This window comes from Streptomyces sp. NPDC104202, from assembly GCF_055584185.1.
The window spans coordinates 1-16,660 of record NZ_JBVJMN010000060.1; the positions used below are offsets into that span (position 1 = coordinate 1).

Here is a 16,660-nt window from a genome sequence, read left to right on the forward strand (position 1 = left end):
GGGTGAGCCGGTGGATCAGGCGTCTGAGTTCGGGAAGGCTCAGCGGGACGAGGTTGGGAAGTGACGGAAAGTGACTGTTTGCTTATCGTGACGGAAGGCGTACGGAATGAAGGAGGATCAGTCCCCACTCCTCAGGACATCAGCCATGTAGTCGCGCCATATACGTGTCGGAAATGACGAACCACGAATCTCCTTTCGACCGCCGGTACCTGATATCGACTCAAATTTTCGATTCTTGATTGATTCATCGTCCGCGAATCGAAACATGTCGACTGCGGTTGCCAGACGTGAGGTATAGCCCACAAACCAGGCCGCTCTGTCGTCTTCGGTCGTGCCGGTCTTGCCGGCTACGTCCTGGCCGCTGAGCCGAGCGCTCCTTCCCGTTCCCTTCTCGACAACGTCTTTGAGGATGTCGGTAACGCAACTGGCGACATCCTTGGAGAACGCCCTCTTCACAGTGGATTTATGTTGATAAACCACCCTGCCCTCCTGCAGCACCTTGGTGACGGAGAAAGGCGTGTTGCGCAGACCTCCATTGGCGAAAGTGGAGAAAGCGCCTGCCATGCGAATGGCGCTTGGCGAGGAGATACCGAGCGAGAACGTCGGCACGTCGTCCTCGCTCAGGGAAGACGCCAAAAGCCCCGCGTCTACGGCCGCACGCCGCACGCGTTCAAGACCGACGTCCATGCCAAGTTGCACGTATGGCGCGTTCACGGAAAGCGTCATAGCCTCACGAAGCGAAATCTTCGCGTAGCTCATTCCGTCATCGTTTCCTTGGAACCATGCTCTGCCGTCCCGATCACGCCAGGTCGTGCCGTTGAAATTCTTTATCTCTAGTTTATTCAGACCCTTGTAGAAGGTTTTTTCGGGGTTGAGGGCTTTGCGTGTGTGTGCTCCCTGGTTTGGCACCTGCATCCTGTCACGTACTCCGTCACGCATAGCGGCGGACAGGACAAAAGGCATGAAGGCCGATCCCACGCGGGCACCGGTCCTGTCAGCGTTGTTGGTGAAGTGCTTGGTGGCATCTACACCGCCATAGATCGCGACGATCGCACCTGTTCTCACGTCCACCGAGGCACCGCCGAACTGCACATCGGTGTCCGTTCTCGGGCGCTCACCAGGTCGGATATTTTCGGCGTAGACTTTCTGAATGGCCTTCTCGAGTGACCGGACTTTTCTTTTGTCGAAGGTTGTGTGTATTTCGAATCCGCCCTCAGAGAATCGGCGGGCGTCGATGCCGCGACCTTCTCCATCGAGGATGGAGTTTTTCGCAGTCTGCACCAGGTAGCCGATCTGAGCGTTCATCAGGGTTTTCTGAGGGCGACCCCGGAAATGTGGAAGCACGGTGTATCGGGCGCGCTCGCCGGCCGGTAGATTTCCGTCTCTCACCATTTCATCGAGAATCCAGTTCCACCGGCTGGTAACACGATCGAGGTTCTTCTTGGGCGTAGCGCCAGAATCGAGCTCCGGGTAGCCAGCTGGGTCGTAGTACGTCGGTCCTTTCAGGATCGCAGCCAGGAGAGCGGACTCGCCTACGTCGAGTTTCCACACGTCTTTTCCGAAGTATGCGCGAGCAGCCGCCTGGATTCCGTAGGCCCCACGCCCGTAGTACGCCGTGTTCAGATAACCGGCCATTACATCGGACTTCTCCAACTCGTTACCGACCTTGATCGATATCAACACTTCCTGAAATTTTCGACTGAGGCTCTGCGACTGGTCATTGAGTCTGTTGTTTTTGACATACTGCTGGGTTATGGTCGAACCGCTTTGGGTGTTACCGCCCAATGCCATGTTCAACATGGCGCGGCCGATGCCAATAGGATCGATCCCGGAGTCGCTCCAGAAGGACTTGTTCTCGGCTGCCACCACCGCGTTTTGAATAGATCTTGGTATTTGGTCAATTGTCACTATCTGACGATTGACTGTATCTCCGGTGGTAGTCATCACGGAGCCGTCAGACCAGTAGAAGACGTTACTCTGCCGCCTCGCGTGGGAATTTTCATCTGGAATGTCCACGACAAAATAGCCGATGGCGACCGCGCCGCTCAGGAAGCCAATGAAGACCAGGAACAATAGGACGACTAGCCTCCATGACGGCACCCGACGCCGCCGGCCGCGCCTGTTAGTGCGTCGAGGGACGGTGGCCTCCCTTCTGTCGCGTGGTCGCTGCGGCTGTATACGGCGGTGCTTGCTCAACGAACACACTCCCTTTCCAGGCTCGTACGCGTCGATCTAGCGAGCTGGAACGCTTTCGTGGTGGCGAGCCTGGGGTTGCGAAAAGGGACAGCCCCGTGGTTCCCAATTCGATCAGCCGGCCCTGGACGCCGAAAGCATTCATGGGCGGGTTCCTTCGACTATCGCGGCAAAGACGCGAAGCGAGGAGGTGCCCGGAGCGAAGTATCCATCGTGGCCTTGGGCATCATCAGCGGGAATCTGCCGGGACCCGAAGTCAGGGTCGGTGGGGTCAGGACCGTGCCCGAAATCTCCGAGCATCATGTTGGGAACCCAGTCGATCCAGTCAGTAGGGGCCTTCGCGGCCCAGACTCGGGCAGAGGTCTTCAGTGCGGCGACGTTCTCTGCACGCATGCCGGGTGAGCCGAGGACGACCAAGTCTTTGGCTTTGAGCTCCGGGGCAGCCAGGCCGCAGACCACCGAGCCGTAGCTGTGGCAGAAGACCGAGGGCATGGCGGCGCCGACGGCCGCGAGACCGTCAACGAACCGAACGAGCCTGTCTGCCCCTGCCTCCGCTCGTCGTCCGGTGGCCGCGGCGAGGCCTACGCCGACGGGGGTGGTGTATCCGGCCCAGGCGATCACCGCGGTCCGCTCGCCGGCCTCGGCGTACAGGGCTCGCGCCATGTCCGTAAGACGCCGAGTGTGCCCTGCGTCCACATCCGAGCCGGGCACGATCACGGCCACATGATCGGCCTGCGCAAGGTTTCCGTAAATCAGGGCAACCTGCCCCCGGCCCCTGGGGTCCCAGGCGAGAACCCGTGCCCCTTCGAACCGGCCTCTGGTGGCGGGAGCGTTGGCAAGGTACCGGAGCTCCAGAGGTGCGCCGTCCAGGTTTCCGACCACGTTTGGATGGGCCCGTGCCAGAGCCCGTTGCTCTACCGGGGAGAGCCCGGAGAAAAAGCGCGCGATCGCGGCAGGGTCCGTTGTTTCCGGATATGGCGACGCTTCGGCCCGCGATACCGCCAGACTGAGCGGTTTCAGGGCCAGGTCCTCCATGCCGTCATCTGCAGCCCCTCCTGACGTCCCGCAGCTCACTGCGGTCATCAGCGCAGCTGTGACCAGAATGGTCGGGATTCGAAACTGCTCCTTCGGCTCCCGAGGTGTACGTCCCTCCGCCTGGAAATCTTCCGGGGGTATCGGCTTTCGGGTCAGGACAGGGACTCGATCCGGACGAGACGGACTCACGGCCTCCCCGCCGAGGACATCAAAGCCGACTGGAGATTCTGCAGCCTTGTACGGCCAATGCGGAGAAAGATCTTCCCTTCTGGGCCACTAAAAAGGAGATCTCCTTTTCGACAGATGACTACAGGGAATCCCTTCCCTCTCGATTCGGTATAGCCGAAATTTTTGTAATCCTGAAAAAAAGTCACCTGGTCGAGATCCGACGACGTGAAACCGTCGGGGAGTACGATGAGGATCGGAGGATTTTCCGTGAACTCGGAAGCTTTCAGAGTGTGGAGCTTACTCTGTATGGCAGATTTCACCTGATGCGGATAGTTGGCACTTTCCAGGAAAAAAGTCTCGTGGGAATAGAGTCGCCTGTTGAGACTCGAGGAAAAATCCCTGGGCGGCATGACATGCACGGGCAGCAGGGGGATTCCGTCATGCGGGGAATGGAGGATTACATCGGCTTCGTAGACGCTGATAGAGTTGTTCTTCCACTGAATCGCCCGGCACAGAGAGATCGAACTCGCATAGTTACGGATGGAGCCGATGCCCAGGCGTCCCTCCGACTCCCCCAATCCGACACCGGAGAGCGACCGGCGCGGAAAATCGAAGAGCTGGCGTGTTCGCTGCGGATGGATGAGACCCGTAATTACATCGGTTATCGCGAGCCCGCGATCAAGTGATTCCGGCAGTCGATTAGCCGGGGAGTACCTCTCGAGCGGAGGGGGTATGATTTCACTGGCCTTCCTGAATCCGGTATCAGTGATCCCCCAGACTATCTCTCTGCGACCGGCAACCTTCGTCTTCGTTACCATTCCTGCGCGCTCGAGACCGTTGAGAACCCTCGTAAAGCTGCTGTTAGGGATGTGCCTTCCATTTTCATCCCTGCGTAGCCTCATGCAAGGCCGGTTGATCTCCTCCAACTGTCGGGCAGTGGCTACTTTGACGGTTGCCAAAGTTCCAACGATTCCATCACGGATCAATTCGTTTCGCACCATTCCCAGGCTTTCCTTGCGTGTTAGGTGTCCATGAAAAATGCCTTGTTGGGGCTTGATGCGAACCAGGCTACGTAGCTTCTATAGATTTTCAAGTATTTTCTTCACTTGTGCGGAAATATCCTCCTGTGGTCCCACTCAGTGGCAGGCCATGGTCCTGAGGGAGGATCAGCGGAGTGCTCCGAGCCGTCTTCGTGAGGAAATTTCTGGAAGAGCTGCTTCTTGCCGAAGCGTCCGGCAGAAGCACGTCTTCATGACCCCTCGGCTGCGCGTGATAGCAGTTGAACTGCCGTTCGTGCTGCGGCTGTCCGCAATGATGCAGTGCCGTCGAGAAGTGCGATGACCTGAACGTTCACGCCATGCCGGCGGTGGTCATCGAGTAGTCCGGCTCGTCCATGCGAACCCGGTCGATGGGGCCAGACTGCTGTGGACCATGACGTGCTCGTCTTCACCTAAGGGTGCAGATCTGGCATTTAGTCTCAATCGGATAGGGGATTTAGTCTCATTCGAACGGGACCTTTGCCCCCGGTATCGACCTGAACAGCGGACGTAGCTTCGTTCATGGTCACTCTGCCCTCGTCGTCGCTCGGCTGAAGGGCCACTACCGAGAAGCAAATTGGTCTGGAGGATTACGCTTTGAAAGAACACCAGACCCGGGAAGGACTCAGCGGCATTGCCTCCGACGCGTTAATCAAGGCTGGTGGTTTCTTCACCAACGCCGAGATCTCGGAGGACGTGCGGACGGTGACCCGCACCAGCAGGCGCGTAGGCGAGGCGTTCTACCGAGACCGCCGGAGCCAGGACAAGATCGTGTACTCAACGCATGGCGTGAACTGCACCGGGTCGCAGCGGACGCGGACGAACGCGGCGTCATCGAGGCGGAAGAGCGATGCGGTCACGCCTTCTCAACGACCACTCCTCGCGCTGGTCGCTGTCACTTGCGCGCTGTGGGTGAGGGGCGTCAGTGCCGCCGGCGCCGCCAGGTGCAGCGGCGCTGATATTGACCTGTTGGGGTGGCTGTCCTCTCGGGTGGCGCGTGTGACTAGCCTCCGCTAATCGAACAGACGTACGCTTACGGGGTGAGCAAGAACGCCCATCGAGACCGGCCGCGAGCCCTCCCCCGGCTACACCCCCGAGCAGCTCGTCGAGGACACCCGCCTCAGGGCGCTCGTGCGGGATCTGTCCGACCAGGTGTCCACTCATCCGCACTGGGCCACTTTCGAGCGGGGTCCGGCGCTTGTGGATGCCCGGATCGCGCTCAAGTCCCACCCCGACGTCCTCGGCCGGCCCGCGGCCGCCGCCGTCTAGAGCGGGAGGCCCTGCCATGGGGATGCCGATGCCGATAGGCGACCGGCTGGCGAAGCAGGAGACGCTCCGCGAGTGGCTGCGCTGGCAGCTCGACCAGACCGAGCGGACCATCCGCGAGCTCAAGACGCAGCAGGCCGAGGAGCAACGGCGGCAGGAGGTCGCGCGGCGGGAGCTGTCGTGGAAGGTGCTGCCCTCGCGGGCGGTGGAGGGGCATCCGACGCTGCACCGGGGAAACTGCCCCGACGCCAAGCGCATGCCCAGCCTGCTGAACAAAGATGAGGTCTGGTTGGCGTTCGAGCAGTTCCCCGAGTTGGAGATGCACGAGACCTGCGCGCCGTGGGGCACCCTCGGCATCGACAAGCCGCCGGCCCGGCCGCGCGGGGGCGGCGGGGGTTAGGACGCGCGGCGGCGCGTGGTCTTCTTCGCCGCCGGTTTCTTCGCGGCCGTCTTCTTGGCCGGCGGCTTCTTCGCCGCGGCCGTCTTCTTCTTGGGCTCGGGCATCTCGTGCACGGTGGCCGGCTCGCCGCCCTCGCCACGGGATTCCTTGGCCTTGGCCACGGACGCCTCCAGCGCGGCCATCAGGTCGACCACCGGGGCCGCGGCCGTCTCCTCGTCTTCAGGCGCGGCCGGGGCGCGGTGCTCGGCCTTCGCGCTGATCACCTCGGTAAGCGCTTCGGTGTAGCGGTCGGTCAGAGCGTCGCCGAGATCGTCCAGGCGGTCGACGGCCATGCTCTCCATCAGCGCCAGCGCCCCCGCGATCTCCTTCTCGCTCACCTCGGTCTGCGGCGGGGCGAGCTCGGCCGGGGAGCGGACCTCATCGCCCCAGTGCAGTCCCTGGATACTCAGTGCCTCGCCGACCGGGCGTAGCAGTCCGAGCCGTTCGCGGCCACGCAGGGCGCACTTCACCACCGCGACCTTGTCCGTGCGGGCCAGGGCCTGGCGCAGGAGGGTGTAGGGCTTGTCCGCAACGGCGCCTTTCGGGCGGGCGTAGTAGTCCCCCGCGCCAAAGCTCACGGGGTCGACGCTGCCGGCGTCGATGAACGCCACCACCTCCACGGCGCGCGCCGTAGGCAAGGGCATACCGGCCAGGTCGTCCTCGGTGACCGGGATCAGCTGGTCCTTGGTGACCTCGTACGCCTTGCCGATCTCGTCCTCGGTCAGGACCTGGCCGTCGATGTCGCACCGCTTCTGGTAGCGGACACGGCCGCCGTCTTCCAGGTGGACCTGCCGGAAATGCACGTCATGTGACTCCGTCGCCGGCTCCAGGGTGATCGGCACGGTCACCAGGCCGAAGCTGATGGCGCCGTTCCACATCGGTCGGGGCATCGAGTAGCACTCCTCCAGGACACCCCCCCTGGGCCCCCCAAGCTAGGCAGACCCCCGGCGTGATCGCATACCCCGGTGAGCTGGGACGGGGTCGTGAAGCCTCCGGTCTCTTCCCGGTATACCGGTCCGATGGTCGGGCGCGGGGTGCTTTCCCGCTGGCCTGCCGCCCGCGCGCGGCCTCCGGCACGTTTCGAAGGCCGTCGTCCTGGTCTCGAGCAAGACAGTCAGCGAGCGGGTGCCCACGGTCAAGGCGGGGCCGGGCCAGGATGCTGCGGTCAGCTACGCTCCTGGAGGTCGTCAAGGCCGCCGTTGCCGAGCTCTGCGAACGCGTCGAGCACGCCCCGGCCGCAGCTCCGCTCTCTGGCCGGATGGACCGCACGGAGGACCCGGCGGTGCTGAGCACCGGCCTGCGGCGAGCTCTCGCCGCGCACGGTCTCACATAGCAGGGCACCGGGTCGGCCCCGCCCTGCTGACCGTCACCCTAGACCTAGCCCACGCCCAGGCCCTCGCCGCCCGCCGCGAGCCCCCGCCAGATGCCTGCCATCGAGGACGGACCCCGATGGGGCGCAGGGCGGGCAGAGACGGCTACGGCCTCGCTCGCGATGGCCCAGCCTGCCTACCGGCCGTGGACGTACGGGCGGCCCCCGGCAAGGGTGGGCTTCAGGAACAGACTCGTGCTCTGCCCCTGAAGCCCACGGTCATTCGCCGCACGCTGTTGTGTAGCTGGCGGCGTCGAGGAGATCGAGACTTTCGAGTTCGTTCCTGTCCGAGGGCTGCAGTCGGAAGAGCCAGGCAGCGTAGGGTTCCGAGTTGAGCAGGTGGGGGTGGGCTGCGAGTTTGGTATTGACCTTGATGACCTTGCCTCCGACCAGGGCATAGATGTCCGATGCCCCCTCCGTTGACTCGATGGGGCTGACCGTCTCTCCTGCGGCGACCACCACCCCGGTTTTGGGAAGTTCGACGAAAACAATGTCGCCGAGAGCGTTCTGGGCGTGGTGGCTGATGCCGACGGTCACGGTGCCGTCAACCTCCAGACGGACCCACTCGTGGGTCCGGGTAAATCCCAGATCTGCCGGAACTTGAGACATGTCGTCCTCTGTGGGTTGCGGTGGTCGCACGGAGCAAAGTTTGAGGGCCGCGTTCGCGGCCCTCAACGCTCCGCGTACGGGGCCACTCCATCCTGTACTTCCCATTCCCCCTAGCGGTGGATCACCGCGCACGGCTCGCCCTATCGCCCGGGCCCTCGCCTCCGGACGGGTCACCGCTGGCCTGATCCCGACAGCCACCCGGCAGGTGGCCGAGGCGCCGAACACCCGCCCGGCACCTGTTGGTCCGTTCTTACGGGCGCGGCGCCGTGGGCTCGGATACGGCTGGAAGGCATCGCCGCCAGCCGCTGAGAGCCGTGAAAGCTCAGCTGTCCGGTGCCAGTTTCCGGTTGGTGCCGGACCGGCCGATGTCCAGGTCCAAGAGCGCGGACAGGGCTGTGCCACTGATCCAGAAGCCGAGCAGGTCGACGTCGACGAGGACCAGGCCGTGGCGGGCTGCGAAGGCCCGGGCCTGCTTGGTGAACTTGCACGAGGCGACGAAGAGCGGAACGTCTGCTCCGTGCTCGCTGCGGGCGGTGCCGTTGAACTTCTGGAGATCCGGGCTACCGACTGTGCGGTGCTTCGCGTAACGCTTGCACTGCACCACGAGCTTCCGGCCGTCCGGCAGCCTGCCGATCACATCGGCGCCCAGATCGTTCGCCGCACCCACACGCCGCACCTCGGTGCATCCGTCCCGGCGGCACAGTTCCGCGACGTACTCCTCGAACTGCAGCGGGTCCATCGCCCAAACCGCCTCCATCGACCGCACGGCCTGGATCCTCGCCTGCTCTGCGAGCCGCGCCTTCTCCGCTTCGGCTTCCCGGCGCCCAGACCGAACCAGGACCCCCACCAATCCCCCCGCAGCCAGGACGGCTAACAACATCAGCACCACCGCGCCTGTCCCCATGGTCTCCCCTCCGCTAGGCAGCTGTCCGTCAGCAGTACAGCTCCCCAGCCGACGCACCCTCTATCCCGAGTGCGGAGAACGCCGGCAGTGTCGATGCAGGCACCGGGGGACCCATTTGCTCGTGGACCCTTAACCGGGTTAGGACGTCGTTCTCATCCAATGTTTCCTCCCGAGATCAGCCGTTCTGTGGTGTTCTTCGACTCGCGCCAGGAGACGGTGTTCTCGCCGGTGAGACGGCGGGCCATGCGACTGGTCCTGGCGAGGTGGATGGTGGCTTCGGAGCGGGTGGGCAGGGTTCGTAGTCACGGGCCAGGCGGCGGTGGAGCATGAGCCAGCCGGAGGTCCGTTCCACCGCCCATCGTTTCGGGACGGGGGTGAAGCCCCTGGTACCGGGCTTGCGGGCGGTGATCTCCATGTCGATGCCGAGAGTGGCGGCATGCTCGACGAAGTGCCGGCGGTAGCCGCCGTCGACCCACACCTTGCCGATCCGGGGGTGGTCGGCGGCGACCTGGTCGAGCAGTGTGGCGCCGGCGGTGGAGTCCTGGACGCTCGCCGCGGCCACCAGGACCGCGAGGAGGAGACCGAGCGTGTCGGTGATGATGCTCCACTCGCGGCCGACGATATTCATTCCGGCGTCGATGCCCTGGGCGGCGGCGGGGACGCTGGTGGATTTTGACGCTCTGCGCGTCGATCACACAGGCCGACGGCTCGCCGACCCGTCCTTCCTCCTCCCTCAGCAGCTGCCGCAGTAGGCCGCCTGGCTGGGCGAACACGCCCTCGTCAGCCCATTTGGCGAAGTAGCCACCATCCAATGCCTCAATAATCAGCTGATAAGCAGATAGAGGAGGTGAAAAAGACCTGTGAGAGATCGTTCACGGAACTGCGGACAGAACCTTGACTATGGCGCTGCCCGGAGTTCCGTGAAATGCCAGGTCAGGGGCCGCGTAGCGGAACGTTTCGGCAGGGTGCATTCGCTGGTGGGGGTTTGCTCGCTGGATGATGTGCTGTTCCCGAACGTTGATGTGCGGTTGGAGGCCGTGGAGTTCACGGCCGAGGTGTTGGTGGTGGTAGCTGCCGCTTGCGGTCCGCCGCCCAGATGCCCGGGGTGCCATGTGACCGTCCAACCCACGTCAACCCCGGACGCATTCACGTCTCCGCCGGCGTCCAGCTCGTCCACCACGGCGAAGACGGCTTCGTAGGCGACAGCCCGCGCCAACAGCTACAGGTCGGCTCTGCCAGCCCCCGCCTACAGCAAACGCCGGACCGCTGGCACCTGCTCCAAGGCTCCCGGGTCTACCCAGCCCTCGATGGCGCCACGCCACAGCGAGCCGAGCAGGATGAGCGGGCAGGTGTGGCTGGTTCTCTTCGATCTCCGACCTCGCCCAAACGGAGGGGTCGGCCGCGCCGAGTGCCTGGAACTGCATCCGAAGCGACTCCGCCACTCGCCGTCGCGACGGAGCAAGTTCAGACAACCACGATTACCATGTCGTCTCGGCCTCATCCACCACACCAGCATGCCCCATCAGCCACCTCACACCAGCACGGTCAAGCCGACATCGCGGCAGATGGCTGCATCCCTGATGCCTGAGGCGCTGCACACGCCTCTAGGCTTGGTCAATGCCGGTCAGACCGAGCCCGTCGACCCTGCCTCCGAAGGATGCGGCTCGCCAGTCCACGTGAAGCGGACCCAGCGGCAGCTCCAGTCGTTATCGGCGTAGGACTGGAGCGGCCCGTACATCTCTTCCTCGGGCATGTACCGTCCCCGCTTGCCTTCGTGCCATCCGCAGGTGACGCGATATGTGCCGGGCTTGACCCAGAGCACCGTCCCGAGACCCAGTTGGCCGTCCAGGTTGAGCTGGACCGGTGGGTTGAGTCGGCCCAGGGCGCGGATGGACGCTTCCCTTTCTTGCGGTGTGGCGTACGAGCCGGTCTCGTCGGCGTCTACAGCCGTCGCGACGACAACGACCCTCCCGCTCCGCACCGTCAACTGCCCCACGGCCTGCTCCTCGCTCACCGCCCGGGCAGCATGCCGGCGCGGCGCAGCTGTCCTGCCCGCGGGAATCCATGACCGCATGATCAGCAAGTTGTCGTCGCCGCCGGCGGCGCCTCTCCGGCTCCGAGCATGGGCGACCTCCGCGGCCCCGTCGCCGTCCGTCTCCCAGACGAGGCCGAGATGCTTCTCGTGATCTCCGAAGCGCACGAACGCGGCTTCGAGGTCATCGTCGTCCGGGTGAACCGCCGCCCAGGCTCGGGCGTGGTCGCAGGCCGGATCCAGTTCGTAGTCGGCGTCGTACGCCGCCCCGCCCCAATCGGAGAAGGCTTCGAGGTCGCAGACGAGCAGCGGACCACCGAGAGAACCGACCCTGGCGGCCTCCCATGTGTAGGGAGCCTGCGACCTGGAATCTTCAGTACGCACGGAAGCTGCTGCCGATCGGTGAGGGTTCGACACATGGACATCTCCAGTGTGAACCATGGGAGTCGGCACCGGCGGCCGGATGTCCGAACGGGTGTGTCATCGGACGCAGGCGCCGGGTTCAGCCTTCCGGACTCGCGCTCTCCTGCCAGGTCGCGGTGTCCGGGTCGATGCCGTGGGCGCGTGCCCCGGCGTCGATGACGCGAGGGAACCACGCGGCGAGGCCGGGGCGGATGCCGGCTGGGAACCCGGGCGGCCTCACCCGGTAGATCCCGTCCTTGCCCTACCGGATCACCGCGGCCTCGTCCTCGATCCACTCCAGCACCCGCTCGATCGCCCGCTCATGCGCGGCCTCGATCACCAGGCGGGGCTCCTCATCCTCCAGCGCCCACAGAAGGTAGATCGTCGGCTGCGGCCGGAACACGAAGTCCACGCCCGTGACCGTGACCCAGCGTCCGAGGGTGCTGGCCGAACGCCTTCTTCGGGAAGTCGCCCGCGGCGAGCCGGTCGGCCTCGATCCGGTCAGCGTACGGGTGGCGGCCTCGCTCTCCGAACAGGTTCCGCAGCTGCGCCTCGGTGACCTCCTCACCCGGCGCAAGCCCGAGCGTGGCAAGCCCCCGGCCCATCCAGCGCCCGACCGGCACACCGGCTTGCTCCTGGACGGTGCGCAACGCCGTGCGTGGCGGCGGCGGCCGTCACCGCCGACGGTCTCGCGCAGGTAGTAGCGGTTCATCTGACCGGCCCGGATCACCCTGATGTCGACTGTCATGCAGACCACGCCACACGGCTCTGACCTGGGAGGAAAGGCAGCCGATCAGCGGGCGTCCCGCCAGGCGGGAGGAGAGGCCGAACTTTCCTCTCAGGTGCCCGCCAGGCGGGAAGCGACCCCGGGCCGGACGCGAATGTCATCGCTCTCCGACGCGGTAGTCATCCGACGCGGTAGTTGTGGGTTCTGGCACGGATCTTGGGGCGCCATCGCGGAGCGTTACCTCAATGTTCGATTGCGAGGAACTGGCTCGTGCGAGACGGCGTACGCCTTGTCGTCTGACAGCCAGAAGTGACGCTCCCTCAGGTATATCCCGTTCGCTGTTCTGGTCGGCGGTGGACGGTGATGGTGCTGCTCATGCAGACCGATGCACCGTTCTGGGACTCGCTGGTGTTCGACGGGATCGACGAGGTGGAGGTCGAGGCGGTACGGCCGCGTTCGGCATGGTCGAGGTGGTGGCAAGAGGCCGCGCGGCCGCGGCAGCATGTCCGGACTGCGGCCGCTCCTCGGGCCGAGTCCATGACCGTTACCGGCGCAGGCTGAAGGACCTTCCTGTGGCTGATCAGGGCTTTGTGATCCGGCTGACGGTCCGGCGCTTCATCTGCGGGTCGGTGGACTGCCCGCGCCGCACATTCGCCGAGCCGTTCTCCCGGTTGGCCGCCCCGTACGCACGGTTCACCACGCGGCTCAACCGCGCCCTGGAATGGGTGGGGCTCGCTCTGGCGGGGCGGGCCGACGCTCGGCTGGTGGCCCAGCTCGGGCGTGTCAGCGTGCCGAACCGTCCGTGGCTTTGTGGGTGGTGATGCCGTAGACCACGGGTCCGGTGCCGCCGCGACGTGGGCAGCACCTGCCGGAGTGAGAGCAGATCGATGCGGCGCCACCGGGTGCGCGAAGGCTACAGATGCGGTGCTCAGCCACCCACCTTCCCGGCATCGATACGCCGGCCACGGGAGGCGTCCACCACGATGGGGATCCCGGACGGGATCTGCCCTTCGAGCCGGTCGAGCAGGGACTGCACCGGCGGGAGTTCTCCCGGGTTACGCACCTGGATGTACATCGTTCGCGCATTTGCGTCGACACTCGTCACGGATGCGCCCGGCTCGTCGGCGAGCCACTGCTGCGCCGCCTCCTTGGTCCGGTCTGTCCAGACGTCGAGGAGCAATGTGGCCACGGTATTGGCCGTGAGCGGAACGAACACGACGACGAACAGCAGGGCCATGGCGACGGAGGCGCTGCGGGCGGGGTGACCGGCGGCCTTGTCCGCCTCTGCGACGTAGCCGAGCGCTGCGAAGACGATCATGCCGGCGAAGACCAGGGCGAAGAGGTTCGATACGAACAGGGCCAGGGCCCCCAGTGCCAGCCATCCCGAGAGCTGTCCCAGGCACACGCCGACCACCACCAGGGGCGGGACGAGGGAGATGGCGATGGCGACGCCGGGCAGGACGGCGGCGACGTCCCGGCGGGCCAGAGCGATCGCCCCGGCGAAGCCGGTCGCGAGGGCGGCGATCAGGTCCATCAGGTCGGGTGATGTGCGTGAGGAGATCTGGCTGTTCGACAGCAGGTCGTAGTCGCTGGGCAGTACTAGCGACATGGTGATGCCGATCGCGATCACCAGCAGGCAGGCGAACAGGACGATCGTGACCGATCCGGTCCGCCGGCGCAGCACCGACCCGAGGGCGATGCCCATGATGGGTGTCGAGAGCGGAGCGATGATCATGGCGCCGATCACGGTGGCTGTCGAGTCGGTGAGCACTCCGCCGGCCGCGATGATCGAGGATAGTGTCAGCATCGTCCAGAAGGCCGAGCGCTTGGATGTGGTGTCCCCGGCCGACAGGATCAGATCCTGCGTCAGCTCGTCCAGCGATCGGCGTTGTGAGGCCGGCAGAACACGGGCGCGAACCTTGCTCATCATGGGCCCAAATATCCACGAGCAGGAATGCTCAGCCGGGTAGGACACGGGCGGATGATTCCGGCTCCGGAGCGGGGCTCAGCGGAGCGACTGCTCTTTGGCCCGACAGCGTCCAGCGACCGGTGTACGGACGCGAGACCTAAAAGGATCAGTGGCCGGTGCCGCCACGTGCCGGCTGCGGGCCGGAGCCGAGGAGCTCTGCCCATCCACGGCGAGTCGCGGCGATGACGACGCGCTGTCGGGGTTCATGATGTGGCCGGGGCGGAGGTGCCCCAGGAGCTCTGGCTGGTCGCCGTCTTGTGGCGAATTCGTCGTCGTAGAGGCGCAAGGCGATACCTGGGCCGTGACGTCATCCGGGAACTTTCGGATCATCTGGTCGGCTGCCTCGCCGGGCGGATCGTCGCAGTCCCGGGAGGCAACCAGCCGATCATCGGCCGCGAGGACGGTGAGGTGGGAGGTGGAGGAGCCAGGCGGCGGCAGACTCGGTTGCGGTCATCCCTGCCACCGCCCTCCGGTGATCTCGGCGGGATCCTGGCCGGTGCGGCGGAGTTCGCGGCGGAGTTCGTCGCGGTGCTGCGCGTAGTGCTCGGCGAGAGCGCGGGCGCGGCCGGTATGTCGGTCTGTGCTGTCGAGGTGGTGCAGGGGGTGACGGCGAGGTCGTGTCGGGTGGTCCCGTCGAGGGCGAGGAGGTCGTACGGGGTGGTGGTGCCCTCTTCGACGTAGCTGCAGACGTGGAAGCGGCGGGGCGGGGACGGCCGCGCAGGAGTTGGTGTACGGCCGAGGGGTAGCCGTGGAAGTCGAGGACGACCGGGGTGTCCTCGCCGAACAGGTCGTGGAACCGCTCCGGCGGCATCCCCGTGGGGGTGGCGGTCCGGCGGGGCGAGTGCGCACAGGTCAACGACGTCATGACGCGCGAGTCCCTTGCGTTCCTGATCCAGGGGCTTTGCGACGACTTCAAACGACGAGGCAAAGAGTGGGAGAACTGCACCGTGGAGGACTACCTCGCTGCGCTCGCTGCATGGATCTCTGACTCGCCCGGCTCGTATCGGAACCTCGGCGAAGAGTTGCCGCCGAGCGGTGACTGGACGTTCTTCGCTCGGGCACTCAGCGCAGCTGTCGTCTACGAATAGCAGCAAGGTCGTGCCGCTGTACCTCTCGAGAGCGCGCTAACGGACGGGTAGTCGACGGGTAGTCATGGCGGTTGACGGACAGCACACGTGTGAACGGCTCCCGGCCGAGGTGGTTGGTCAGGGGCCGGTCGGTGCAATACCAGAGCGGCCCCTCACCGGAGAACGGTGAAACCCCGTCGTTGAACACGCCAGTGCGCAAGTCACCCAACTCCGCGTCGCTCTGGAACAGACCCCGTCCGCAGAGGTCAAGCACCTCATGAAGCCCTCACCGACCGGGAAGCACGGCGGTCGGCCGTGGTTTGGACCCGCGGCGTTGGATGGAGCTTCGAAGCTTCGAAGGGCAGCACCGACCAGAGGACGCTCGTGGGAGTGCAGTTCCGGACGGTTGGCACAGGCGAGAGAATGGCCCTTCGATTGACGGCGAGACTGTTTGGTGTTCGGAAGGGAAGGCACTCGTGCGGGGGAAGCTGGACACGGGAGCGGGAGCGGCGGCACTTGCGGTGCTGGCTCTGCTCACGTCGTGCGCGGCGGAAGGGGATGGCGGGGCGGAGCGTGTTGGCGCCGCCGGTGCGCATGCTGCGGGGACGGGATGTGAGCGGCTGCCGGTGACGTTCGAGGTGGGTTCGGCGTGGACCGTGAGGGGCGGTCTCGTCTGGCAGCGCCCTGGAGGCCCCACGTGGAAGGCTCTGTGTGAGATCGAAGTGGGCAAGGGCGGTGACCTGGTCCGTCTGGGGGTTTCCGTGCCGTCGGAGAGCATACGGGCGAGCAATGCGAGTGAGGCCATGGACGACTACGAGGGCGTGACCATGGCCAACTACGGCGAGTACGAGTACAACCGGCACCGGTCGGACCTGCGCGTTGACTCAATGCCTGCCGTCTCTTTGGACGGCTTCGTCACTCTTCCGACCGACAATATCGCCCCCTACCGGGCGTTCCGGGTCGCGCTGATGCTCCCGACCGGGCCTGTGGTCGTGGAAGCACAAGGGGCCGACAAACCGGTCCGGTCATTGATGGAGACCGTCACCCGCTCTCTGCGGATCCTCACACCCACACCCTGAGGGCGAGAGCAGGGCGTCACTGTGGGAGCGGGAGACAGAGACAGGCAAGAGGCATGAGACCCGGGGCGGGCTTAGACGTCGTTTCTAATGGCGTGATTGTTCGTTGATCCGTGCATGACGGACCTTGTTGAGCGCTTGGTGCCGGAGGAGTTGTGGGTGTTGTTCCGGCGGGTGGTGCCGCCGACGGTAGTGATACGTCCGTAGGGCGGCGGACGGGTGAGTCGTTGGCGACTGCCAGTGCGGACGCGACTATCGTCAGTCCAGCCCTATCCCCTCGCCGAAGCAAGCCCTCCGCGGTCCGCCGGGTGACGGAGGTGTCACCAGGATCGAGTACAAGCTTCAGGAGCGGCTCCATGGCCTCCTG

Annotated in this window: 17 protein-coding genes and 1 pseudogene; 6 read left to right on the plus strand and 12 right to left on the minus strand. The window is 65.1% G+C overall.

Features of this window, described 5'->3' with window-relative positions; all coding sequences use genetic code 11:
- Positions 1 to 117: 117 nt before the first annotated feature.
- From ACZ60W_RS29875 to ACZ60W_RS29885, 3 genes are all read right to left on the minus strand, one after another.
- Positions 118 to 2,073 (minus strand): transglycosylase domain-containing protein, encoded by a 1,956-nt coding sequence (locus ACZ60W_RS29875; protein WP_469758505.1) that lies wholly within the window; start codon positions 2,071 to 2,073, stop codon positions 118 to 120.
- Positions 2,074 to 2,334: 261 nt separating this feature from the next.
- The gene (locus ACZ60W_RS29880; RefSeq protein ID WP_469758506.1) at positions 2,335 to 3,228 is read right to left on the minus strand and encodes an alpha/beta hydrolase; all 894 of its coding nucleotides are present in this window, start codon (positions 3,226 to 3,228) and stop codon (positions 2,335 to 2,337) included.
- A 185-nt stretch (positions 3,229 to 3,413) separates the two neighbouring features.
- Entirely contained in the window at positions 3,414 to 4,397 is a 984-nt protein-coding gene (locus ACZ60W_RS29885; protein WP_469758507.1) for a hypothetical protein, read from the minus strand.
- A 1,327-nt stretch (positions 4,398 to 5,724) separates the two neighbouring features.
- On the opposite strand from ACZ60W_RS29885, the gene ACZ60W_RS29890 reads away from it, so the two are divergent.
- Entirely contained in the window at positions 5,725 to 6,099 is a 375-nt protein-coding gene (locus ACZ60W_RS29890; protein ID WP_469758508.1) for a DUF6233 domain-containing protein, read from the plus strand.
- Here the strand turns inward: ACZ60W_RS29890 and ku are convergent.
- A complete protein-coding gene (gene ku / locus ACZ60W_RS29895; protein ID WP_469758509.1) occupies positions 6,096 to 7,028 on the minus strand; it encodes a non-homologous end joining protein Ku in 933 nt (310 codons plus the stop codon). The genes ACZ60W_RS29890 and ku overlap by 4 nt on opposite strands.
- Positions 7,029 to 7,294: 266 nt before the next feature.
- Here ku and ACZ60W_RS29900 point away from each other — a divergent pair, with 266 nt between their 5' ends.
- The gene (locus tag ACZ60W_RS29900; RefSeq protein ID WP_469758510.1) at positions 7,295 to 7,471 is read left to right on the plus strand and encodes a hypothetical protein; all 177 of its coding nucleotides are present in this window, start codon (positions 7,295 to 7,297) and stop codon (positions 7,469 to 7,471) included.
- Positions 7,472 to 7,726: 255 nt separating this feature from the next.
- On the opposite strand, the gene gcvH is transcribed toward ACZ60W_RS29900, so the two are convergent.
- The 6 genes and pseudogenes from gcvH to ACZ60W_RS29930 all read right to left on the minus strand — a co-directional run bounded on the left by gcvH (position 7,727) and on the right by ACZ60W_RS29930 (position 12,059).
- Positions 7,727 to 8,116, minus strand: coding sequence for a glycine cleavage system protein GcvH (gcvH, locus tag ACZ60W_RS29905; RefSeq protein WP_469758511.1), 390 nt, complete (start codon positions 8,114 to 8,116; stop codon positions 7,727 to 7,729).
- 322 nt (positions 8,117 to 8,438) lie between these two features.
- Positions 8,439 to 8,996 carry a restriction endonuclease gene (locus tag ACZ60W_RS29910; RefSeq protein ID WP_469758551.1) on the minus strand — a complete coding sequence of 186 codons (558 nt, stop codon included), beginning with the start codon at positions 8,994 to 8,996 and terminating at the stop codon, positions 8,439 to 8,441.
- Between the two features lie 176 nt (positions 8,997 to 9,172).
- A pseudogene (locus ACZ60W_RS29915) lies at positions 9,173 to 9,823 on the minus strand (transposase); the annotation flags it as partial.
- Positions 9,824 to 10,644: 821 nt separating this feature from the next.
- Complete coding sequence (locus ACZ60W_RS29920) at positions 10,645 to 11,436, minus strand: hypothetical protein (protein WP_469758512.1); 792 nt, start codon at positions 11,434 to 11,436, stop codon at positions 10,645 to 10,647.
- 280 nt (positions 11,437 to 11,716) lie between these two features.
- A complete protein-coding gene (locus tag ACZ60W_RS29925) occupies positions 11,717 to 11,866 on the minus strand; it encodes a relaxase domain-containing protein (protein ID WP_469758513.1) in 150 nt (49 codons plus the stop codon).
- Positions 11,808 to 12,059 carry a hypothetical protein gene (locus ACZ60W_RS29930; protein WP_469758552.1) on the minus strand — a complete coding sequence of 84 codons (252 nt, stop codon included), beginning with the start codon at positions 12,057 to 12,059 and terminating at the stop codon, positions 11,808 to 11,810. The genes ACZ60W_RS29925 and ACZ60W_RS29930 overlap by 59 nt, the downstream gene beginning before the upstream one ends.
- 485 nt (positions 12,060 to 12,544) lie before the next feature.
- On the opposite strand from ACZ60W_RS29930, the gene ACZ60W_RS29935 reads away from it, so the two are divergent.
- Together ACZ60W_RS29935 and ACZ60W_RS29940 are read left to right on the plus strand one after the other, a co-directional pair.
- The gene (locus ACZ60W_RS29935) at positions 12,545 to 12,742 is read left to right on the plus strand and encodes a hypothetical protein (protein WP_469758557.1); all 198 of its coding nucleotides are present in this window, start codon (positions 12,545 to 12,547) and stop codon (positions 12,740 to 12,742) included.
- On the plus strand, positions 12,655 to 13,002 hold the full coding sequence (locus tag ACZ60W_RS29940; protein WP_469758553.1) for a transposase family protein: 348 nt from the start codon (positions 12,655 to 12,657) through the stop codon (positions 13,000 to 13,002). Before ACZ60W_RS29935 ends, ACZ60W_RS29940 begins: the two co-directional genes overlap by 88 nt.
- A gap of 107 nt (positions 13,003 to 13,109) precedes the next feature.
- On the opposite strand, the gene ACZ60W_RS29945 is transcribed toward ACZ60W_RS29940, so the two are convergent.
- Together ACZ60W_RS29945 and ACZ60W_RS29950 are read right to left on the minus strand one after the other, a co-directional pair.
- Positions 13,110 to 14,111: a DUF389 domain-containing protein gene (locus tag ACZ60W_RS29945; protein WP_469758514.1), complete on the minus strand. Its 1,002-nt coding sequence runs from the start codon at positions 14,109 to 14,111 to the stop codon at positions 13,110 to 13,112.
- Between the two features lie 424 nt (positions 14,112 to 14,535).
- Positions 14,536 to 15,015 carry a phosphoketolase family protein gene (locus ACZ60W_RS29950; RefSeq protein ID WP_469758515.1) on the minus strand — a complete coding sequence of 160 codons (480 nt, stop codon included), beginning with the start codon at positions 15,013 to 15,015 and terminating at the stop codon, positions 14,536 to 14,538.
- On the opposite strand from ACZ60W_RS29950, the gene ACZ60W_RS29955 reads away from it, so the two are divergent.
- Both ACZ60W_RS29955 and ACZ60W_RS29960 read left to right on the plus strand, forming a co-directional pair.
- Positions 14,921 to 15,238, plus strand: a complete 318-nt coding sequence (locus ACZ60W_RS29955; RefSeq protein ID WP_469758516.1) for a DUF7660 family protein — start codon at positions 14,921 to 14,923, stop codon at positions 15,236 to 15,238. The genes ACZ60W_RS29950 and ACZ60W_RS29955 overlap by 95 nt on opposite strands.
- A gap of 782 nt (positions 15,239 to 16,020) precedes the next feature.
- The gene (locus tag ACZ60W_RS29960; RefSeq protein WP_469758517.1) at positions 16,021 to 16,296 is read left to right on the plus strand and encodes a hypothetical protein; all 276 of its coding nucleotides are present in this window, start codon (positions 16,021 to 16,023) and stop codon (positions 16,294 to 16,296) included.
- Positions 16,297 to 16,660: the final 364 nt, after the last annotated feature.